The organism is Paenibacillus sp. R-74696 (assembly GCF_055814915.1).
This window is the reverse complement of record NZ_JBPULM010000002.1, coordinates 1-23,377: the sequence shown is the minus strand read 5'-3', so window position 1 is coordinate 23,377 and position 23,377 is coordinate 1. Positions and strand designations below refer to the sequence as shown.

At 49.5% G+C, this 23,377-nt stretch carries 14 protein-coding genes; 12 read left to right on the top strand and 2 right to left on the bottom strand.

Going from position 1 to position 23,377, the window contains the following annotated elements; genetic code table 11:
• On the top strand, positions 1-1,128 hold the full coding sequence (locus ACSR9A_RS00475) for a response regulator (protein WP_473755066.1): 1,128 nt from the start codon (positions 1-3) through the stop codon (positions 1,126-1,128).
• Between the two features lie 1,075 nt (positions 1,129-2,203).
• On the top strand, positions 2,204-6,799 hold the full coding sequence (locus ACSR9A_RS00470) for a rhamnogalacturonan lyase family protein (protein WP_473755065.1): 4,596 nt from the start codon (positions 2,204-2,206) through the stop codon (positions 6,797-6,799).
• Between the two features lie 394 nt (positions 6,800-7,193).
• Here the strand turns inward: ACSR9A_RS00470 and ACSR9A_RS00465 are convergent, their stop codons facing one another.
• The gene (locus ACSR9A_RS00465) at positions 7,194-7,889 is read right to left on the bottom strand and encodes a uracil-DNA glycosylase (RefSeq protein ID WP_473755064.1); all 696 of its coding nucleotides are present in this window, start codon (positions 7,887-7,889) and stop codon (positions 7,194-7,196) included.
• Positions 7,890-8,485: 596 nt separating this feature from the next.
• On the opposite strand from ACSR9A_RS00465, the gene ACSR9A_RS00460 reads away from it, so the two are divergent.
• The 8 genes from ACSR9A_RS00460 to ACSR9A_RS00425 all read left to right on the top strand — a co-directional run bounded on the left by ACSR9A_RS00460 (position 8,486) and on the right by ACSR9A_RS00425 (position 19,933).
• A complete protein-coding gene (locus ACSR9A_RS00460) occupies positions 8,486-9,829 on the top strand; it encodes an ABC transporter substrate-binding protein (RefSeq protein ID WP_473755063.1) in 1,344 nt (447 codons plus the stop codon).
• Positions 9,830-9,911: 82 nt separating this feature from the next.
• Positions 9,912-10,856 (top strand): carbohydrate ABC transporter permease, encoded by a 945-nt coding sequence (locus ACSR9A_RS00455; protein ID WP_473755062.1) that lies wholly within the window; start codon positions 9,912-9,914, stop codon positions 10,854-10,856.
• A gap of 3 nt (positions 10,857-10,859) precedes the next feature.
• Positions 10,860-11,702 carry a carbohydrate ABC transporter permease gene (locus ACSR9A_RS00450; protein WP_473755061.1) on the top strand — a complete coding sequence of 281 codons (843 nt, stop codon included), beginning with the start codon at positions 10,860-10,862 and terminating at the stop codon, positions 11,700-11,702.
• Positions 11,703-11,740: 38 nt separating this feature from the next.
• On the top strand, positions 11,741-13,552 hold the full coding sequence (locus tag ACSR9A_RS00445; protein ID WP_473755060.1) for a cache domain-containing sensor histidine kinase: 1,812 nt from the start codon (positions 11,741-11,743) through the stop codon (positions 13,550-13,552).
• A complete protein-coding gene (locus ACSR9A_RS00440) occupies positions 13,549-15,168 on the top strand; it encodes a response regulator (protein WP_473755059.1) in 1,620 nt (539 codons plus the stop codon). Before ACSR9A_RS00445 ends, ACSR9A_RS00440 begins: the two co-directional genes overlap by 4 nt.
• Before the next feature lie 111 nt (positions 15,169-15,279).
• Positions 15,280-16,119 carry a nucleotidyltransferase domain-containing protein gene (locus ACSR9A_RS00435; RefSeq protein WP_473755058.1) on the top strand — a complete coding sequence of 280 codons (840 nt, stop codon included), beginning with the start codon at positions 15,280-15,282 and terminating at the stop codon, positions 16,117-16,119.
• Positions 16,120-16,646: 527 nt separating this feature from the next.
• Complete coding sequence (locus ACSR9A_RS00430; RefSeq protein ID WP_473755057.1) at positions 16,647-19,322, top strand: YhgE/Pip domain-containing protein; 2,676 nt, start codon at positions 16,647-16,649, stop codon at positions 19,320-19,322.
• Positions 19,323-19,339: 17 nt separating this feature from the next.
• The gene (locus ACSR9A_RS00425) at positions 19,340-19,933 is read left to right on the top strand and encodes a hypothetical protein (protein WP_473755056.1); all 594 of its coding nucleotides are present in this window, start codon (positions 19,340-19,342) and stop codon (positions 19,931-19,933) included.
• A gap of 97 nt (positions 19,934-20,030) precedes the next feature.
• Here the strand turns inward: ACSR9A_RS00425 and ACSR9A_RS00420 are convergent, their stop codons facing one another.
• Positions 20,031-20,930 (bottom strand): LysR family transcriptional regulator, encoded by a 900-nt coding sequence (locus ACSR9A_RS00420; RefSeq protein WP_473755055.1) that lies wholly within the window; start codon positions 20,928-20,930, stop codon positions 20,031-20,033.
• Between the two features lie 129 nt (positions 20,931-21,059).
• On the opposite strand from ACSR9A_RS00420, the gene ACSR9A_RS00415 reads away from it, so the two are divergent.
• Complete coding sequence (locus ACSR9A_RS00415; protein WP_473755054.1) at positions 21,060-22,070, top strand: alpha/beta fold hydrolase; 1,011 nt, start codon at positions 21,060-21,062, stop codon at positions 22,068-22,070.
• A gap of 75 nt (positions 22,071-22,145) precedes the next feature.
• A complete protein-coding gene (locus ACSR9A_RS00410; protein WP_473755053.1) occupies positions 22,146-23,321 on the top strand; it encodes an MFS transporter in 1,176 nt (391 codons plus the stop codon).
• Positions 23,322-23,377: the final 56 nt, after the last annotated feature.

The window sequence follows — 23,377 nt, the reverse complement described above, 5'->3', positions numbered from 1 at the left end:
ATGAGAGTCATTTTAATTGATGATGAAAAGCCGGCGCTCGCTCACATTGAATGGTTGTTCGAGCGGGACGGACGCTTACAGGTGGCAGCAAAATTCACCTCGGCCAGAGATGGCATACAGGATGTGCGGAACACGCCCGCCCAGATCGTCTTTTTGGATATTAATATGCCGGGGCTGAATGGGCTTGAGGCGGCGGAGCATATCCGCAGCATTAACCCGGATATCCGTATCGTATACATAACGGCCTATTCGGAATATGCGATTGAAGCGTTTGAGCACAATGCGCTCGATTATTTGCTGAAGCCCGTACATCCTGAGCGGTTTAAGAAGACGATTACCCGCATTATGGAGGATTACAGTCGGGGCAAGCCGGAGAATCAGCCGCTGCCTGGCAGGCAGGTGCTCTGCTTCAAGCGGCTGGCGTTTCATGACGATGGAAAAACGAATACGAGCCTCCGGCTGCGGACGCTGAAAGCGCAGGAGCTGTTTGCTTTTTTACTGCATTATAAAGATCAATGGGTCGCCAAGCAGCAGCTTCTGGACACGCTATGGCCCGATTCGGATTATGAGAAAGCGATGATGCTGCTCCATACGTCCGTCTATCAAATTCGCAAGCTGATGAAAGATTGGAAAGTAGAGGCGCACGTTGAGTTTGCGCTTGACAGCTATCGTCTGACGAGCAATGGATTAAAGCTGGATGTCGAGCAGTTTGAGCTGGGAGTTGCCGCGATTCGCGTAATTGATACGGAACAGCAGCGTATTGCGGCGGAGCAGACGCTCAGCCTTTATGCTGGGGACTATTTTGAAGAGCATGATTTTCTATGGGCTCGGCAGCGCAGGGATGAGCTTAGAGCGAAATATGTGCGGTTTGTTCGCAGTCTTATCCACTATGAGATGAACGCTGGACATGAGCAGGATGCGCTTAAGAGACTGCTGCTGCTGCATGAGCAGGAGCCTTACTCGGATGAGCTGTGCCGGCAGGTTTTAAAGCTGTTTGGCCAGTTGGGCGAACAGGAGGCACTTGTCCTCTATTATGACGATTTTGCACGATTGCTTCTCGAAGACTTAAATTGTGAGCCGGAGCCAGAGACGAAGCATGTGATAAAGCAGCTTAAAGGCGCTATATAAATCAAATTTAATTAAAATAAAATGGCGGTTCAGCTGGCTTTGCCTTTCTTTTTGCGAATGGCTGAGCGGCTGGGCCGCTTTTTTGAAATTTATACTAGGATGTACTAGGATGTGCATGCAAACGTGGAGCCCTTCCTGCTGATCCATGCTTAGTACCTATTCTAAGCCAATCTAGGCTAATCTCCTCTGACCATTCAAGGCTTAAGGAGCTACAGTATGCGAGTGTTGCTGAGTACAGTTGCTGAGAACACAGTTGCAGAGAGCACTGTGGCTGATACTACAGTTGTTGAGAATATTGTTGCTTAGACCACGCAGCCTTGGAAGCTCGTTCCTTTTTTGGCGGACTGAGGTTCCGCTATTCTGGATTTTGATCCCATTTCGGGCCTTATGCGGACAGGAGATTCGCTATTGCCTTCATAATCCTCTCAAAATGACGATGGGCAGCGCATTAGCGGCTCCTGAGTCCGCAGCCGGTGCCAATACCAGTGATTCGGTTGAATTAGCGGCTACTGCGTCCACCAAGCTGTGTCCACCAAGTCTACCTTTGTGTCTTCGTACAAGGAGCAAGCCCCAGAAAAGAGCAGCAAGAAGTTGCCGTTTGGTAAGCAGGTTCACATTTTCCATATCCCTGTAGTAGAGGGAAGATGTTTGAACGCTGACTTCTATCGGAATCCAGCTCGCTTGCGTATGCATACACACCGTAGAATGAGTTTGAAACGGGTACAATACAGATAAAAACGCCGATACGTTTGGATAAAATGTCTAGTTTTTAATCAAACAGCTCTGTTTTTTGGCGTGGTTTATTTCGGAAAATTCCCTATAATTGGAGAAGTATTCACCATACAGGCAGGGGTACCGAGTGTGTTTTAAAATATAAGCATGTATAAGTATCACCCTTATAATGGGCTTATATTTCACCCTCGAATCGGTAGCTTTGCCGCCAGAGGATGGCATCTGCCGTTTACACTTGGCAGATTTGCCTATTTTGGAAAGCGCTTTATTTCTGAGGGGGAGATGATGGACCCTCAGGAGAAAGACGGAGTACAAACCTAATTTCAGGGAGGTAATAACGGTAATGCGAATGCGCAAGAAGGGGAAAGGAACCGCAGCAATGTCGAAGTTCCTGTCATGTCTTTTAGCACTCACTCTCTTAGTCCCAGCCTTTTCTATGCCTGCAGCAGCAGCTGATTCGGTGCTTGTATCCGATGATTTCAGCAGCTATGCGCTTGGCGATCTAACAATTGGAAGCGGTAACACTTGGACAAAGGAAGGCGCTTCTCCAGCTTTTGTAGTCAAGCAGGATTCTGTTACAGGTTCTACTTATGGAGCGATTACGAATGAATCGACCGGCTCCTCTTATATTGGCCAACGTTTTGCTGGTGAAAGCGGCGGCTTAATCGTTGAGTTTGATGTCAACCTGCCAACGGGTAAAGGCGGCTCGCTATGGGTCATGGATGGCAAGGTGAATGCAACCAATGCTGCCGCTGCCCGCTACCAGCTGGATGCTGGCGTCATCAAGCAGCATAATGCAGCTGTAGATAAGCAGCTTGCTTATGATGTGACGCATTGGTACCGGTTCAAAATGGTATTTAACGTGCCAAGCAAGCAGTATAATGTAAGCGTTACCGATTTGACGACGAACGCGACGGTAAACTGGCCGTCCGCTTTTTACAGCAACCGGGAACGGATCAGCAGCTTTGGCTTCTATGTCAATCCGAATGGCGGCCAAATCAATGTGGCGAATGTGCGTGTAACCGCGCTTGACGTGAAGCTGGCTGGCTTAGTACTAGGCTCAAGCGACTTTGCTCCTGTGCTTAATCCACCGTTTGATCCAGGTGTGTACGATTATTCGGTAGAGGTGCCGTATTCGGCTGCATCGGTGGATGTAACACCAACAGCAAGCAACGCTGGATTGGTCGGATTAAAATTGGATGCGGGTGCGATTGCCAGCGGACAGAAAAGTACCATTCCTTTGACGGGCGACGAGACGGAATTTGGCGTATCGGTAACCTCGTCCGCCTATACGGATATTAGCCGTACGTACAAGGTGAAAGTCAATAAGCTGGAAAAGTCGCCTAATGTGACGTATGTCGTCAGTGAAGCGCATGATGAAACGGTCAAAATCGGCTGGGAGCAGCCTCAGGACCCAGCTTTTAAGGAAACTCGCGTTTATTTGAAAAATGAAGACGCTTCCTTGACACTAGTTGATACGGTGCCTGCGGGCAAATACATTTCGACTATAGCAGGGCTGTCGAATGGAACGACCTATTCATTCGTGGTCAAAGGCGCTTATGAATATGCGGGAGAAGCGGTTAGCGAGTCAAGCGGCATAGCAATTAGCGAAACGCCGATTAAGCTGGCTCCTCGCCAAATGGAAGCACTGGATCGCGGCCTCGTTGCGGTGAAGGAAACCGATCATGTGTACGTAGGCTGGCGCCTGCTGGGCACCGATGCGGAGGATATCGCATTCAACCTGTACCGCGACGGCGTGAAGCTGAACAGCACGCCAATTACAGGCAGCACTAACTATGCGGATGTGAACGGCAGCAGCAGTTCAACGTATAATGTGCGGGCCATTACCGGCGGAGTGGAGCAGCCGCAATCGGAAACGGTTGAGGTGTGGGATACAAACTACTTGAACATCCCGCTTGAGAAGCCGGAAGGCGGGGTAACCCCAGATGGCGTAGCTTATACGTATTCGGCGAATGACGCTTCCGTTGGCGATTTGGACGGAGACGGGCAATACGAAATTATAATGAGCTGGATGCCAAGCAATGCGAAGGATAACTCGCAGGCTGGCTACACGGGCAATGTGTATGTTGATGCTTACAAGCTCGACGGCACACGCCTGTGGCGAATGGATTTAGGCAAAAATATGCGGGCAGGCGCCCACTATCTCGACATTATGGTCTACGATTTGGATGGTGACGGCAAAGCCGAGGTGACGTTCCGCACGGCGGATGGCACGATTGACGGAAGCGGTGTCGTCATTGGCGATGCCAATGCGGATCACCGCAACGCCAGCGGATATATTTTGACCGGACCGGAGTTCCATACGGTGTTTGAAGGTGCGACAGGCAAAGCGCTGGCAACGGATGCTTATGAGCCGGAGCGGGGCAATGTTGCGGATTGGGGCGATGCCTACGGCAATCGCGTTGACCGTTTCCTTGCGGCGATTGCTTATCTCGACGGCGAGCGTCCGAGCATCGTGATGCAGCGTGGCTATTACACGCGGATGGTGCTTGTCGCCTATAACTATCGGGATGGCGAGCTGACGAAGGTGTGGACGTTCGATTCCAAAACGCCAGGCAATGAAGATTATTACGGCCAAGGCAATCACCAGCTTAGCGTTGCTGATGTGGATAATGACGGCCGGGATGAAATTATTACAGGCGCGGCAGCTATTGATGACAACGGAGACGGGCTGTGGAGCTCTAAGCTCGGCCATGGCGATGCGATGCATCTGAGCAATCTTAACCCGGATCGTCTGGGACTGGAATTGTTTGCGGTGCAAGAGGATACCGCCGTTAAATATTCCTACGATATGAAGGATGCACGAACAGGCCGTGTTTTATGGGGACAGCTGCAGCTCGGCATTGATGCTGGACGCGGTTTGTCGGCAGATATCGATCCAAGGCATAAAGGCGCGGAATCATGGGCAATCGACGGTGCGTGGAACAGCACGACAGGCGGGCTGTTTAACGCCAAGGGAGAGAAGCTGTCCGCGAGCATTCCAACGTCCAACTTTGCCATTTGGTGGGATGGCGACCTCAGCCGCGAGCTGCTTGATCATAATTGGCTAGGTGATCCGCGCGTTGGCGTTCCAAAAATCGACAAGTGGGATTATGAAAATGAAGCACTCGTCAATTTGGAAACCTTCACAGGTACTTATTCGATTAATGATACGAAAGGCAATCCGAACCTGCAGGCTGATCTATTCGGAGACTGGCGCGAAGAGGTGGTGCTGCGGACGGAAGACAGCAGCGCGCTGCGCATTTATACAACGACAGCTGTCACCGAGCATCGGATTCATACGCTAATGCATGATCCTGTCTACAGACTTGGCATCGCATGGCAAAATACGGGCTACAACCAGCCGCCACATACGAGCTTCTATCTAGGGACAGATATGGAAATGCCTGAACGGCCGAACATTCGTACAAATGCCATTGCAGCGACGAGCCTTAGCATTTCCGCTCCTTCGCAAGAGGTGACGGCGGGGCAGCAGCTGCAGCTGAGCCCGGTATTTTTGCCAGCGGCGGCAACAAACAAAGCCGTAACGTGGGCCGTTGCAGGTGAAGCTGGCTCGCCAACAACGCTTGCAACGATAAATGCAAATGGCTTGCTGTCAGCAGTGGCGGCAGGCAAAGTAAAAATTACAGCGACAGCAAATGACGGTTCGGGCGTGAGCGGCGAGCTCGTCGCGACGATTTCCGCTGCTGGAGCCGTGAACCCCGGAACGGGCTCGGGATCAAGCGGAACGGATGCAACGACTCCCCCGACGTCAACTCCGGCTCCTGCCAATGTGGTGCTTAAGCCGGTCGTTACAGTAGACGCTGGCGGCAAAGCATCGGCAGAAGTGACTGCGGCTGAGCTCTCGAAAGCGCTGGACGATGCTGCTGGCAAAAAGCTTGCGATCACCGCTGTGCCAACGGGTGCGGCAAGCTCCGTTCAAGTAACGCTTCCAGCGCAGGCGCTGAAAGCGGCATCTGGCAAACAGGTAAGCCAAGTGGAATTGAATTTGGGTCTGGCGAGCATAACGCTTGATACGGCGTGGCTTTCGAGGCAAATGGAAGCAGGAGCTGGAAAGCTTGAAATATCCGCTGCTGAGGCCGATATAAGCAAGCTTTCCGCCGAGGCGAAAGCACAACTAGGGGATGCAAAAGTTTATGATTTGACATTGACGATTGATGGCAAAGCGATTACTTCTTTTGCAGGCGGTGTTAAAGTTGCATTGGACTACAATCTGCAAGCAGGAGAGAGTCCGAATAAAGTGGTCGTCTATTACATTGACGATAATGGTGAAACGCAAATTGTGAAAAATGGAAAATATGACGTGGCAGCAGGGCACGTCACCTTTAAACCAGAGCATTTCAGCAAATATGCAGCAGCTCACGTCAATATTCAATTTAATGATATTGAGCGTGTAGCATGGGCGAAGGACAGCATTGAATCGCTCGCTGCCAGAGGCATTATTAATGGCATGGGCAATCAAGCCTTTAAGCCGGATCAGCAAGTCACGCGGGCTCAGTTTCTGAAAATGCTGCTGCAAACGTACGATTTGGAGCAGGCGGATGCAGCAAGCACGTTTAGCGATGTGCAGCCAGGCAGCTGGTATTACAGCTCAGTGGCGAGCGCGCAGGAGCTAGGCATTGTTGAAGGCAAAGCAAATGGCACTTTTGGCTTTAATGATGAAATTACGCGTGAGGATATGGCCGTTATGGCCCATCGCGTTATTCAGAAGCTTGAGCTGAAGCTGAATGCACAAGGACAGCCAAGTGATTTCAAAGACAGCTCGGCGATTTCCAGCTATGCGAAGCAGGCAGTAGATGCGATGCAAAGTGCAGGCATCATTAAAGGAACAGGCAATGGCAGCTTCGAGCCGAAGAACCATGCAACGCGGGCACAAGCGGCGGTTGTCATTAACCAGCTGCTTGGGGCGAATAATTAAGCAGACTGCAAACAGGGAAGAACAGGAAACCGGAAATGGACTGTAGAATAGTAGAGGAGGCTGCGTAGTGATGCGCAGCCTTTTTTCTTTATTTTCAAACTAGCTTAAATCGGTTGAAGGGGGATGGAGAGATGAACGTAGGCTGCGGAACCCAGCTGTTGCTGGTAGTGGTAATTTGCGCTGCGCTGCTGATTTTGCAGTCTATATGAAGGCGGTGCTCGGTTATTGATGCTAAGCAGGAATAGTAGGATAATCGCAAGCAGGCGCTCCATCTAGCTTTACGGCCGGACAAGCGCCTGTTTTGTGTTTTTTGGACTAGTTGTTTTTGGTGTTGTTGTTGGTGTTGTTGGTGTTGTTGGTGTTGGTCCTGGTGTTCGTTGTGCTGGCAAAAAGGCTAACGTTCGAGCTGCTCCGCCGTCATAGGCAGCTGCCAGTCAATGGCCTCGCTGCCGATGCTGTGAAGGAAGGCGTTGGCGCGGGAAAAGGGCTTGCTCCCGAAAAATCCGCGCTCCGCTGAATAAGGGCTTGGATGGGGAGAAGCAATCAGGTGATGCCGAGAGCGGTCTATACGGGATGCCTTATCTTGAGCATGCTTGCCCCACAGTATAAATACGATGGGCTGCTCCCGTTCGTTCAGCGCTTCAATGATCCGGTCGGTAAACCGCTCCCAGCCGATGCCTTGATGCGAGCCCGCGCTGCCCGCTCTTACGGTAAGCACGGCATTGAGCAGCAGCACGCCCTGCTTGGCCCAAGAAGCGAGATAGCCGTGGGAGGGAGGCATGCAGCCAAGATCACTGGCGAGCTCCTGATATATATTTTGCAGCGATGGAGGAATGCGCACGCCCGGCTGGACAGAGAAGCTGAGGCCATGCGCCTGGTTAGCGCCATGATAGGGGTCCTGTCCCAAAATGACGACCCGCGTATTTTCAAACGATGTATAATGAAGGGCATTATAAATATGATGCATATTGGGATAGACGGTAGTCGTACGGTATTGCTGGGCGAGATGAGAGCGCATTTCCCGGTAATAGGGCTCCGCAAGCTCGGCGTTCAACAGCTCCGCCCAATCATTATGAAAAATAGTCGCCAAGGTAAAATCCTCCTTATTTGCGTATGATTCTTATTCTAGCATAAATGAAAAGATGCATAAAAATAGCCAGGCTTTAAGGAACCACGGCACGCAGTTGAGGCTGCGCCCCTGCTGAAGATACCCCTGTGGCTGAAGCTGCACAGCTGGGGCCGCGTCCTTCTCCTTTTTTGACGGACTGAGCTTCCGCTATTTTGGCTTTTGCTTCGATTTCGGGCCGTCCGCGGACATGAAATCCGTTATTGTTCTCCTCATCCCATCAAAACAGCTTTTGGCAGCACAATAGCTGCACCTGAGTCCGCCACTAGTGCTATAACCCGTGATTTTGATGAAATAACGGCTGCTGTGTCCACGAAATCTATCTTTGCGCGGTGAGCACCGCTCTGAAACGAAGAGTATGAAGCTGCTTTCAGTACGTATGTACACAATTAGGAGCAGGCTCGTTTACATTTGCATACACATCCTAGCAGGATATCTGGGAAAGGGGCATTACCTTTTTGATGATTTAGATTACTATAGTTAATTCTTTGTTGCGTAAAAATCGTCTACAATAGGTTTTGTAAGCACTTACAAAAAAGAATGGTTACAGGAGGTCAAGCATGATTAAAAACAAGATTGGTATTGTAACGCTCCTTTCCCTGTCGCTTATCTTTGGGGGATGCTCGGCACAAGGTAGCAATAACCAGCCGGGGGCTGAAGCAAGCACAGATAGCAGCAGCGGTAGCGGCAGCACCAAAAAGGTCGAATTGAGAATGACCTGGTGGGGCTCGCAAACCCGTCATGATCTGACCATTAAAGCGCTTGAGCTGTTCCAGCAAAAACATCCTGACATTGTGATTAAGCCGGAATATTCCGGGTGGGACGGTTATTTCGATAAGCTGTCCACACAGGTGGCTGGAGCAAACGCGCCTGACCTCATTCAAATGGATTACGCCTTCCTGACTGACTACGCAAACCGTGATGCACTGCTTGATTTGGATACGTATACGCAAAGCGGCGACCTGAAAATTGACAAGCATGATCCGAGCATGATCAAAGCGGGTACCGTGAATGACAAGCTTTATGCGATCACGCTTGGGGTGAATGCACCTGGCGTTGTATACAGCTCGAAGGTGTTCCAAGAGCTGAATATTGCAGACCCGGACACAAGCTGGACGTGGGAGGACTTCGCCAAAATCGCCAAACAAATTAGAGAGGCGAAGGGAGATGCTTTTGTCGGCTCGGCTGACAACTCGGGAACGTTCAACATTTTTGAAATTATGGTTCGCCAAAACGGCCGCAGCTTGTTCAAGGATGGGCAGCTAGGCGCGACGAAAGAGGATTTCACAAAATGGTTCACGCTGTGGCAGGATATGCGCGGCAGCGGCAGCATTACTTCACCAGAAGCAACGGCTGCGATGACGAATGCGCTCGAAACACGCCCGCTCGCTTTGGGTACAGGAGCGATGGACTTTATATGGTCCAACCAAATTATTGCCTTCCAGAAAGCGCTGAAGGATTCAACCGACCAGCTTAAAATTCAAGTGCTGCCGCATTCGGCAGGTGAAGCAAAAAGCGGGGAATACCTCAAGCCAGGCCAATTTCTCTCCGGCTATTCCAAGACGGATCATCCGAAAGAGGTCGCCATGGTTATCGATTTCCTCGTCAATGATCCAGAAGCGACAGCGATTCTTGGCTCGGAGCGCGGGGTGCCGGTAAATTCAGAAATTCGGGCGCAAATGGCAACTACGCTGTCTGATACCGACAAAATGATTTTTAACTTCGTAGACACGGTATCCAAAGACAAAAGCGACATTGATCCGCCGTATCCGCAAGGCTACTCGGAAGTGGACAAAAGCTTCAAAACGCTCAGCGAGCAAATGGCGTTCGCTCAAGGCGAGCTCGGCAGCAACATCGACGAGTTTATGACTAGTGCCAATGCGGCGCTCAGCAAAAGCAAATAATAGAAAAAATGAATAAGAGCCAGCGGTGCTGCCTGCAAAAAGCGGCAGCTCCGCTGGAATTAAGGGAAGAGGGGAATCCGCGATGACAGCACCATCTATGATGAAGCCGCCAAAAAGCAGCAAACGGGCGAAACGATCGGCAGCCAGCCAGCATAATCGCGCCGCCTTGCTTTTTCTAGCGCCATGGCTCATCGGCCTGATTTGCCTGACGCTCGGCCCGGTGCTGGCGTCGCTGTATTTTTCACTAACGGATTACAGCATTCTGGCAAGCCCCAATTGGGTGGGACTCAGCAATTATACGGAAATGCTCACATCGGATAAGCTGTTTGGAACGTCGCTTAAGGTTACTTTCACATATGTATTCGCATCGGTGCCGCTCAAGCTGATTTTCGCTCTTGGCGTTGCGCTGCTGCTTAACAAAGGAATCAAGGGTCTGGGTATTTATCGGACCATCTATTATATTCCCTCCTTGCTCGGGGGCAGCATTGCGATATCAATGTTATGGCGGAAAATGCTCGGCGGCGATGGCCTGCTCAATCAGGTGCTGCTGAAGGTAGGCATTCACGCGCCAGATTGGGTCGCGAATCCTAAATATGCACTGTATTCGATCGTATTGCTCTCGGTATGGCAGTTTGGCTCCTCCATGATTATTTTCCTATCGGGGCTTAAGCAAATTCCGTCCGATTATTACGAAGCCTCATCCGTGGATGGAGCAGGGAAAATTCGGCAGTTTTTTAACATTACGCTGCCGATTTTGACGCCGGTCATTTTCTTTAATCTCGTCATGCAAATAATTACGTCGTTCCAATCGTTTACACAGGCTTTCGTCATCAGCAATGGCACCGGCGGCCCACTGAATTCAACGCTCATGTATTCGCTCTATTTGTACAAAAAAGGCTTTGCTTTCTTCCAAATGGGCTACGCTTCGGCGATGGCTTGGGTGCTGCTGCTCATTATCGGCTGCTTCACCTTTATCATATTCCGCTCCAGCAGAGGCTGGGTGCATTACGAGGACGGGGGGAAATAGACGATGGTGGATACGCTGCGTAGAACAGCTTGGCTCAGGCATTTGGCGATTTTGCTCATCGCCTTCGTCATGCTGTATCCGGTGCTGTGGCTGGTCGGAAGCTCCTTCAAGCCGAACAATGTTATTTTCTCTGAAATTGGCATTTGGCCGCAGGAATGGGTTTGGGGCAATTATTTTGCAGGCTGGAACGGGATTCAAGGCAATCCGTTCTCGCATTTTCTTGGAAATTCGATGATTGTGTCCATCGGCGCGGTAATCGGCAATGTGCTGTCCTGCTCCATGGCGGCTTATGCCTTCGCCCGTCTCAGCTTCCGCTTCAAGGCGCTCGCCTTCGGACTGATGCTGCTGACGATTATGCTGCCGCATCATGTGACGCTCATTCCGCAATATATATTGTTCAATCAGCTGGGATGGGTCAACAGCTTTCTGCCGCTGATCGCGCCAAAATGGCTGGCGACCGATGGGTTCTTTATTTTTCTAACGGTGCAGTTTATTCGCGGCTTACCCAAGGAGCTCGATGAAGCGGCGACGATTGACGGCTGCGGACTCATTCAAATTTACTGGCGCATCATTCTGCCGCTCGCGGTACCAGCGCTCATTACGACGACGATTTTCACCTTCCTTTGGACATGGGATGACTTTTTCAGCCAATTGATTTATTTGAGCGATGTATCGAAGTTCACGGTTCCGCTCGGTCTGCGGCTGTTCCTCGATTCCAGCTCGCAATCTGACTGGGGTCCGATGTTCGCGATGTCGGTGCTGTCGCTGCTGCCTTGCTTTATTATTTTCATCATCTGTCAAAAATACTTTGTAGAAGGTATTGCGACCTCCGGCATTAAAGGGTAAGCTTCACTTACTCCAAACGGTCAGGGTGATGACATACGATGCGTACGATCGATTTTTCTTTACGGCAATCCATATTGCGGAGAAGCAAGCTGTCCACTTTGATGGTCGCTTGCTTCGTGCTGTTAAACCTATTGTTTTTGCTGGCGATTATTTGGCTGTCCTACCGCTCCTTCTCGAATGTGACCTTTAGCGAAATTAGCAAGGCGCGGCTGGCGCTGCTGAATGAAAGCACGAATCGCGGCTTTGATTTTATGACGAATATGACGAATACAGCTTATTCCGTCGTCAGCAATAAAGAGGTGAAGGACAAGCTGGAGGCGGGAGCCAAATCGAAATATGACATGCTCATTAAACGGCGGGAAATTTCCGATTTGCTGCATCATACACTCGTCGTCAATTCCGGCATCAGCTCGATTGAAATTTACAGTGATAATTTTAACGATGTGCCCTATAATTCTACGGATCTTGTGTTTCCGGTGAGCAAGCTTGCCGATCAAAAATGGTTTTCCGCTTTGGAGAAGGCGGACGCCATTTGGATTCCGGAAGAAGAAAACGCTTCCTCGAAGTCGTTGATCGGGTATGCCCAGCATATGTTCGACAGCAAGGGGCGGACGATGGGCTATCTGGTCATCAGCATGTCGCAGCAGGATGTATTGCGCAATTTTGCCGACGTGCCGATGGTGCTGGAGGGGCAGGTGCTCGTCGTGGATACGGCGGGCAACATTATTGTGAAGGTGAACGACTCGCAGGTGGAGGGCGAGGAGGTCATTCTCGATGCCGAATGGCTGGGTGACCGTTCGAAAACGCTCAGTGATGGATATGAGCTGCTCCGCAGAGACGATCAATCGTATTTGGTCGTGTTCTCCAAGCCTAGCTCGGTGCAGTGGCGGCTGGTACAGACGATTCCGACCAGAACGCTGCTGGCGACTACCTATGAGGCGGGCTGGTATGTGCTAGGCATCGGAATATTAAGCTTATTGCTGTCCGCTATATTGACCTATTGGTTTGTGAAAAGCATCATCAAGCCGCTGCGCCGATTGATGGCGGAGATGAAGCGGCTGGAGCGCGGCGACTTCCAGGCGAAAGCGACAAGCGCCTTCACCGAGGAATATGCGCAGCTTTCCTACAGCTTCAACCATATGGTGTCGCGCCTGAAAGAGTCGATGGACGATGTGAAGACGGAGAGCAAGGCGAAGCGCGATGCTCAGACGAGCTTGCTGGAGGCGCAGATTAAGCCGCATTTTCTGTATAATACGCTCGATATGATCCACTGGCGGGCACTCGATTATAAAGCCGAGGATATCAGCTTTATGATTACGCAGCTCGGCAAGCTGCTGCGCATTGGCCTCAGCGGAGGCAAGCTGTTCATCCGCGTGCGTGATGAGCTGGAGCATGCCCGCTGCTATCTCAGCATTCAGAAGGAGCGTATGACGTTCCCGATCGCTTATACCGAGCGGGTGTTAGATCCGCAAATACGCGGCTATTATATACCGAAAATTATTTTGCAGCCGCTTATTGAAAACGCAGTCATTCATGGCTGTCCTGCGGACAATACGTCGGAGCTGGCACTCTCTCTGGATATTCGCGAGCAGCAGATGCCGGGGCAAGCGCCTTATTTGGAAATGAGCCTGACTGACAATGGACGAGGCTTGCCCGATGATTGGCATATGGACAAGGCGACAGGCATCGGCATTCGCAATGTGCATACGCGCTTGCAGCTTTACTGCGGACCTTTATATGGCCTGCAGCTCGCAAATAGTGAGCAGGGAGGCGTGAAGGTGACAGTGAAGCTGCCGATTATTGAAACAGAAGACCAATTAAAACGGTTGCTGGACGGTGAAAAAGGATGAAATCAGTGCTTCTTGTAGACGATGAGCCGCATATTATTGCGGCGCTGACGCGGCATGTGGGCTGGGAGAAGCTGGGGCTGCGCATTGCTGGAACGGCTGCGAATGGCTTGCAGGCGCTGGCGAGCTTCCGCGAGCTTAAACCGGATCTCGTCATTACGGATGTGAATATGCCGCAGATGAACGGGCTTGCGCTTGTCGAAGCGCTGCGGCAGGAGGATGCTAGCTTGCCGATCGTTATTTTGAGCGGCTTCGATGAGTTTGAAAATGCGCGGCAGGCGATGCGCTGGGGCGTGCATCATTTTTTGCTAAAGCCGGCTGCTGTGGCGGAAATCGAAGGCGTGCTCGCTGAAATTATGGGCGAGCTGGATTTGCAGGCGGAGAAGCTGCGGCTGGAGGAGCATTACAAGCTGGAGCTTGACCGGCTGCTGCCGTATTTGCGCGAGCGCTTGTTCACCGAGCTGCTGACGACGCGCTATCAGCCGCATGAGCTGCATGAGGAGCGGCTTGCTTATTTGAACATTCCTTCGCCAAAGCAGGTGGCGGCGGTGAGCTTGCAGCTGACGCGCCCCGCGCTGCTCACGAAGCTGAAGGAGCGAGACTGGCAGCTGCTCAAATTTGGTGCGAACAACATCATTCGTGAAATGCTGGAAGGCAAACTGGCTGGCACTCAAATCTACGGCTACGCGATTGATTACTCCGATCGGCTGTTCGTGCTGGTCCTGCTGTCGGAGCAGGCGCAGGAGGACGAGCTGTATCAGGCAGGCGAGGAGCTCGCCTACAGCTTGACGGAGAAAATAACGGCGCTGCTCAAGCTGGAGGCTACCGCAGGCATTGGTTCGGTGCGAAGCAGCCTGCATGAGCTGATCGATTCGTATTTGGAAAGCCGCGTGGCGCTGGAGGCGGCGGAATTTCAAGGTACAAGCCAGGTGTATCCTTATGCAGAATGGGCACAGCTGGATACGACGTATGACCAATATGCGCCGCTGCTTAAGCAGTGGAATGAGGCGCTGACGGACAAGGATTTGGAGCGGGCAGCCCACCAGTGGGAAGCGATTCATAATCAGCTGCAAAAGGAAGCGAGCGGTTCGCTCACGGATATTCAGACGATATGTGTCGGTTTGTTCAGCTCGCTGACTTTTTTCTGGAATGAGGCGTTCGCCCAGCATCAGCCACCGCGCACGCTGTCGCAATTTTTACAGGGCATCCAGCAGCATTTGACACTTGGCGCCCTAGCGCGCTGGATGAATGAGCTGGTAGAGGAATGGCTGCAAAGCGCGGCGCAGGAAATTTCCGGCCGAAAAAGCAATCGGCTTGTCGATAGCGTGAAGCAGTATGTTGCGGCGAATTTCAGCCAGGAAATCAGCTTTGCGGCCATTGCCAAGGAGCTGTTCGTGCACCCGAAATATTTAAGCCAGCTGTTTAAGCGGGTAACAGGGCAAAACTTTGTGCATTATTTGAATGATTACCGTATTCATAAAGCCATCGACTATTTGCAGTCGGGCCATCATATGGTGTACGAGGTCAGCGAAATGGTCGGCTTCAATAATCCAACCTATTTCAGCCAAGTGTTCAAAATGAGCACGGGCAAAAGCCCTTCGGATTATTTTCGGATGTGAGGGGATAGGGTGTGTTACCTAAAGAAATTGTATACAGCCACACAACAGGATATTTGGATAATGATGTGGAATTAACGTGGGAGCAGAAATTGAATTTAAAGGGAGCTAGTTATGTTACCACAAGTAGTTGAACAAATTATGAGTAAGTTATGTACTTGTTTAAGAATGAACCGTTCAAATATTGTATCTGTTTACATATATGGTTCGGTAGCATTAGGAGACTATATTGAAGGTTCCAGCGACATCGATTTTATTGCAATTGTTCGAACACCACCTAATATGTCCGATATCCAGGCAATCTCCGCAGCTCACAAAGAGGTTGAAAATAAGTTTCCACACGCTGATATCATGGGAGCTTACTTACTCAAAAATGATTTGGGAAAACCACAAAGTGAAATTAGTTCTTTTTTAACCTATTATAATAAACAAGTTCATTTAAATGGATATGGTGCTGATATTAATCCAATTACGTGGTGGATGTTAAAAAATCATGGCATTAAAATATACGGATCGGAACAACCCTTAAATTATGAGATAGAAATTAAACCCTTGGTCGAATATGTAATGGAAAACTTAAATACCTACTGGGTTAGCTGGATAGAGCGATTAGAGAAGCAATTGGCTTTAGTCAGTCAATCAGACCAAGAGAATGTCGCTAAGCAGCTTGATCAAGCAGTGGAATGGTGTACACTGGGTATGTTACGGCAACTATACACAATAAAAGAGCAAAGTATAATGAGTAAAGTTGAAGCTGGATATTATGGAATCACAGTTATTCCTCAACAATGGCATGGGTTAATCTATGAAGCAATTAATATAAAGCGGCTTCGTCCTGACCGTTGTTATGATTCAAATGAAAAGCGATTAGCTGACTTAGTGGCATTGCTTCGTTATATTCACCTAGAAGCTAATCGATTTTTTGATGATTCGCTTGATTTGTTGAACGAATGAATAGCGGTACAATGTATAAAGAGAAACTTGGCGGACACAGTAGCCGCTATTTCAACCGAATTATGGGTTAAGGGAGATGTGGCGGACTCAGAAGCCGCTAATACGCTGCCAAATGCGATTTTGACGGGATGAGGAGGACCATAACGGCTTTCCTGTCCGCTCACGGCCTGAAATCGGGTTAAAAGCTGGAATAGCGGAATCTCAGTCCTCGAAAAATGGAGTGAACATCCCGAGCTCTGGCTTCCCGGCCGCAGTGGTCTGTCTCGACAACAAACACATGATGATAGAGAGTGGGCTTCTACTCATAACGATAAAAAGCCCTCTACAATGAATGAAAGTAATCCGTAATATTCCCCAAGAGTGCATGCCCCTTTTTATATGCTGTTCCAAGCACTTTTCCCCCCCGAAAAAAAAGCTCATGATATTTCTTCTTTTCCCTGTTAATGCTAAACTAAGGTCTGATTAGCGGCAAGCTGGTGTTGCAAAGGCCGCTCCACAACTTATGACATAGCAAAGGCGGTCTACTCATGCGCAATATTTGGCATATTTATAAAACAGATTGGCTCCATATTTTACGAGTGCCTACCGGCATTTTTCTTATTTTAGCGATAATATTGCTCCCTGGCTTGTACGATTGGGTCAATATTAAATCGGTGTGGGACCCTTACAGCAACACGCAAGGTATAAAAATAGCAGTCACGAGCCTCGATGCGGGAGCGGCTGTTCAAGGCAAGACCGTTAATATCGGCGAGGAGCTAGTGGCAAGCCTGCAAAAAAACGAGAAGCTAGGCTGGACGTTTGTAGGTGAGGAGGAAGCGATGGCTGGTGTTGAAAAAGGCACCTATTATGCAAGCCTGCTTATACCAGCCGACTTCTCTGCCAAAATAACCGGCATTATCGAAGGCAAAATCGAGCGGCCGGAAGTCATTTATACGGTCAATGAAAAGGTGAATGCCATTGCGCCGAAAATAACCGGCTCCGGTGTTTCCGCAATCACGAAGCAAATTAACGAAGGCTTCACAGAAGCTGTCAGCGAAGCAGTGCTGACGAAATTGAAAGAGGCCGGCGTAGAAATTGAAGCAGAGCTGCCGACCATTCGCAAAGTCGAGAACGGTATTTTTAGTCTGGAAAGCCATTTGCCTGAAATCGAAGCGGCTGGACAGAAGGTACTGGATATCGAAAGCAAGCTGCCGGAAATTAACGAGAAGGCGCAAAAAATAATCGAGCTTCAGCAGAAGCTGCCGGAAATCAATGAAGCCGCGCAATATGTGCTAAAGCTGCAGCAATATTGGCCGAAAATCAGCGATGCTGCTTCCGAGGTTCTTATCATTCAGGAGAAGCTGCCTGAAATTCAGAAGGCGGCGCAGCGCATTCAGGAGGTCGATGCCAATTTCGACCGCGTGAGCGAGGTGGTCGACACGGCGCTGGATAAAACGAATACAGCGCTTGGCATTGTGACGACGGCTGAGGAGCAGCTGCCGAAGCTTGAGGCGCTGGGGGGAGACGCGATCGCTTTCGCGGACGGGCTGAACGATTTTTTAGCGTCGAGCCAGGAGGCCTTTCAGACGATTAGCCCGACTTTGAAGCGAAATTTGCTGCTGGTCAAGCAAATCGCTGATGCTGCCGAACTGCTGACAGCAAGGCTGCAGGAAGCGGATCTTAGCAAGCTGCCGACTGCAGCGGAAGTGCAGGCGCTCTCGAATCGGCTCCGTACAGCGGCAGGCGTAATCGGCAGCATGACGAATGTGCTGCAGACGATTAACAGCCATTTGCCGGATGGGCAGCTAAGCGGGCCCATTCAGCGGCTGAGCGGTCTCGTCGAAAAGCTGAATACGCAAATTCAGCTTTTCGGCATCATTAAGGATGCGATGGACCGGGGAACCGCGCCGCCAGAGGAGATTGTAGCGCGTCTGCATGCGGTAACCGAGCAGGTGAGCAGCGATCTTGGCTACGTTCTGGAGCATTACGACAGCGATATTGCGCCTGCGATTACCGAAGGCTTGAGCAAATTGCAGCAGCTTGGAGCGGCATCGTCCGATGTGCTGCAAACGGCCAAGAGCAAGCTGCCGGATATCGCCGAGCTGCTCAAGGCCGCGCGTGAAGGGCTGACGTTTGGGCAGCAGGAGCTGACCCGCATTCAGGCTGAGCTGCCGGAAATCCGCACGAAGGTGCATGAAATAGCGACGACTTTGCAAAGCAAGACGGACGCCTTCGTGAACGCGATTAACACGGCAGCGCCGTTTATCCGCAATGACTTGCCAGCCATCGGCAAAAAAATCGACGCAGCCGCAGCTTTTGTCCAGAACGATTTGCCTGAGGCGGAAAAAGAGCTGGCAAAGCTGGCCGATTTCGTCAAATACCAGCTCCCGGAGCTTACGGACAGCGTGAAGCGCGTTGCCGGACTTGTTCGCGACGACTTGCCGCAGCTGGAGGAAGCGATTCGTAAAGCGGCAGATAAACTGCGCGAAGTGAAGGCTGATAACAGCTTTGCCGAACTTGCGAAGCTGCTGCGCGGTGATATTGAGAAGGAAAGCGAGTTTTTGGCGAGCCCCGTGCTTATTAAGGAAAATCAGCTGTATGCGATTCCTAACTATGGCTCGGCGATGTCGCCATTTTACGGGGTGCTGTCGCTTTGGGTTGGAGCCACGCTTCTCATCTCGTTGCTGCGCTCGGAGGCAGATAATCCGAATGGAGGCTATCGCGGCTACCAGTTGTATTTGGGTCGCCTCGGCACCTTTTTAACGATTGGACTATTGCAGGCATTATGCGTAACGCTGGGAGACTTTTTTATTTTAGGCGCATACGTCGCAGATAAGCTGTGGTTTGTTTTATTCGCGATGCTCGTCAGCATCGTATTTGTCACCATTACGTACACGCTGCTGTCTGTGTTCGGCAATGCGGGCAAGGGAATTGCGATAATTTTCATGGTGTTTCAATTTTCCAGCTCAGGCGGGACCTTTCCGATCAGCATGACGTCGCCTTTTTTCCAGGCGCTGAATCCGTTTATGCCATTTACATATGCGATTAGCTTGCTGCGCGAAGCGGTTGGCGGCATTTTATGGGAAACGGTGCTGAAGGATATGCTGTTCCTGCTCGGCTTTATTGCCATTAGCCTTTTCATTGCCCTTGTGCTCAAACGCCCGCTTAGCGGCATCATTAAGCGCTCGTCCGACAATGCGAAGAAGACCAAAATTATAGCATAGAGATTAAGGGGAAACGTATGAAAACGTATGAACAGTTCGTGGGAGAAATCATTGCGGCGGCGCAGGCTGCGGGGCTGCATATTTATCAAAATAAAAACCGGCTGGAAACAAGGTCGCTGGATCGCGAGTTTTCGTTTTTTTGTACGCCAAGGGCTCACCAGCAGCCGTATCAGACGAGTGCCTATATGTATTTTGAATGGAGCAGCGTGCTGACGGCGGAATCGCTGCGTGAGCGGGAGGAGGAGCCGCTGTCTCCGGTGCTCAGCATATCTCGTAACGCTGATGAGGCCGCTGAGGATGAGCCTTGTACACAGCTGCATATTCAGTACGAGTTCGAGGTAGCGGAAAATTTTCAAACGATGACGGATGAAATCAATCAGCAGCTGCTGACGATTTTTCGCAAGTCTATGGGCCACACCAACGTTCCGGTTATAAAATGGGAGCTGATTATTCAAGCCAGCGGCGAAAATCATATTTCTAAAATATCAGCGCAGCAGCACTGGAGCATTCCCCTGCTGTCGGATTCGGGTATTGGCCCGATTATGACTGAGGTTAATGATGTTTTGATCGCGATAAGCGAGCTGCCCTTTATCAAAAAGGATACGCAGTAGCGTGGGGTGAATTTTTAATAAAGCGGGCGGCAAAGGTCACAGGCTTCATGTCTTTGCCTGCCCTAAAGCTCTCCATGGCCTTGAACCATCCAACCCTTTAGGGAGTGCTATTTTTCAAAAATGTATCTCGGGTCAAGTTCAAAAAGGCTTCAATCGCTGGCGAAATCCACTTTTCTTCATGCCAAAACATTTGGATTGCAAACGATGTGGCGGTCAAATCCCAAGGTAATGGAACCAGTTCACCACGATTCACTTCTGCGATCACGGCCATTTCAGGCAATATGGCGATGCCCATTCCTATTTTTGCACATTGTTTAATGGCCTCAGCGCTGTTGAACTCCAATTCGGTAATTCCACCCATGCCCTTCTGTGAAAGACTTCGCTCAAAAAAAGTACGATAGGAGCAGCTCTTCTCCGTCAACAAAAAGGTTTCGCCATGAAAATCTTCAATGGCTAGTGCTGTATATGCAGCCAAAGGGTGATCAGGTGCTGCCAGTAAATAAAAGGGCTCGTCCAGCATTTTCTCTCCGCAAAACCCAGCCGATTCCTTGTTCTCATCCAGCATAAAAATAATGTCTGCGTCCCCTTCCCGCAAGCTCTGTTTGAGGTTCGGATTAGCCAGCGGTCTGAATATCAACCGAATTCCTGGATAACTTAAGCGAAATCGGCGAAGTATAGCCGGCAGCCAGTATGTACACAACGTTTCATCGGCACTTATGACCACCGTACCCGTCACCTCGCCCGATTGCTTAAGGGCATGCTGCGCTTCTTCAAGTGTACTCAATATGTTATCTACATAACGCAAAAAATTTCTCCCCGCATCGGTCAGAGTCACTCTTTTATTCAATCGATCGACGAGCTTGACACCTAGTTCATCCTCCAAGGACTTAATCTGCATCGTAACCGTTGAAGGAACATAGTTTTGCACTTCTGCAGTCCGACTAAAGTTGAGCGTGGAAGCAAGCATATGAAAGGTTTTCAGTTGGCGCAATTCCATAGTTTCACCCCTTGATTCAAAAAAAATGAACGTTCTATTCGAAAACGTTTCTTTGACTTAACAATAGCATCGTCGTAGAGTGATGACAAGAAAGACAGTCGATCTTGGCTAAGAAAAGGAGATTTTTATATGAGAGATTATGAAGTGTATGAACTGGGGGATATTCTGCTGCAATCCGGTGACACTTTGCCAAATGCCATTCTTGCCTACAAAACCTACGGCACGCTAAATGCGGAAAAAAATAATGTAATTGTATACCCCACCTGGTTTGCAGGTCTACATACCGATAATGAATGGCTTATTGGACTTGGTAAGGCACTCGATCCAGAAAAGTATTTTATCATCGTCCCGAATATGCTGGGTAATGGACTATCCTCCTCGCCAAGCAATACGCCACCGCCTTACCATCAAGCTAATTTTCCGCTGATTTCGATTTATGATAATGTGCGACTGCAGCATCAGCTGGTTACTCAACATTTTGGCATTACAAAAATTGCTCTCGTTGTAGGCTGGTCACTAGGAGCTGTGCAGACGTTTCAGTGGGGAGCAAGCTATCCCGATATGGTGGAACGAATCGCTCCATTCGGAGGTACTGCCATGACCCGGCCGCATGCAAAGGTTGTATTTGAAGGAATGATTGCTGGACTTCAGGCTGATTCTGCTTGGAACAATGGCTTTTATACGCCGGAACCCACAAAGGGATTGGCAGCTATGGGTCGAATCTATGCAGCCTGGGGCTTCTCTCAGGCTTATTATCTAGAACAGCTCTATCAGCAAGAGGGCTATCACACACTGGAGGAATATCTTGTAGATTACTGGGATCAAGTGTTTTTGGCCTTTGACGCTAATGACTTGATCACCATGTTACGTACCGGAATCACTGGTGACATTAGTGCTAATCCGACGTATGACGGCGATTTTAAACTTGCATTAAGCGAAATTACAGCACGGGCACTGGTTATGCCGGGAAGTACGGATCTTTTTTTCCCTCCCCAGGATAACAAATATGAGGCACAGCATATGCCGAATGCGCTCTTCCTACCGATTGAATCGAAGTGGGGGCATTGTGCAGGCATTGGACAACATGAACCAGATTCCGAATTTATAGATAAAAATCTAAAACGTTTTTTGATGCAATAAAACCTTAAAAATACGCAGTTAACGGAAATACAAATTTCGATCATAAATAGATAGCTGGATGAGGAGCGGATTGAATTGAAAAATAAACGGATGATCTATGTTCTGGCCCTTGCTATTTTTCTAATAGGAACCATTGAATATATCATTACAGGAGTCATTGAAATGATGGCTATGGACTTGGGAGTGTCTACTTCCGAGGCTGGGTTATTGGTGACGGTATTTGCTCTCTCAGCGGCCATTGTCGCTCCGATTCTGATTGCATTAACGATAAATGTAGATCGCAGGAAGCTGTTGATGGCTGCCCTCAGTGTGTTTATTGCCAGCAACGGACTAATGGTTATAAACCTTTCTTATGACGCAATGCTAGGGGTGCGAATGATTCAAGGAGCTAGCGGAGGAATCACTACCGTAGTAGCCATGGCTGTAGCGACACGACTCGTTGAACAGGAAAGAAGGGGGAATGCCATCGGTATCATTTTAATGGGGCTCAGCAGTTCGCTAGTGCTGGGTGTCCCAATCGGCACATTTTTTAGTGAGATGTTTGGATGGAGAGTTTTATTTATTTTGATCGGTTTATTAAGCGTTCTCCCATTGATCATCATCTATAAAAAGGTTCCGGTAATCAAAGAAGAGGAAAAGATTACGCTTTGGATGCAGCTTTCCATTTTAAGAAATTTAAAAGTTCTGACGGCCTTGGTTATTACTTTATTTTATATCGGGGGCTATGCTACACTGTTCACTTATATTGCGCCTTTCTTGCAAGCCACATCCTCACTCTCCATAACCGAAATAAGCGGTGTTCTATTCCTAGCGGGAATTTGCAGCTTCGTCGGATCAAAAGTGGGCGGACAATTGGCAGATGCAAAGGGAACGAAATTTACCATTTATATCGGACTCTTGTTACAAGGAGCAGCTCTTCTTTTATTTGCTCTAGCTGGTGTCAATCTCGTTGTATTAATCTTGGTTTTGATGATTTTCATGTTAGCCACCTGGAGTATTTCCCCTGCCCAGCAGCTTTATCTGGTTACTCTAGCGCCTCGAAATCCGGACATTGCTCTAAGCGTAAATACGTCGTTCATCCAATTTGGTTTTGCACTGGGATCTGGATTAGGCGGGCTTGTCATCAGCCGTACATCCGTTCTATATTTAAATTGGCTGGGTCTTGCCGCTGTATGCATAGCTATACTTCTTGCGATCTTGTTATTTAAAAAAAGGAACGCTGGGGTTAGAAGCCCTATGGTTACGAAATAAAAAAGGCAGTGGACTGAATAAAATGTACCCTATAAGATGGACACTTAAAAAAAGGT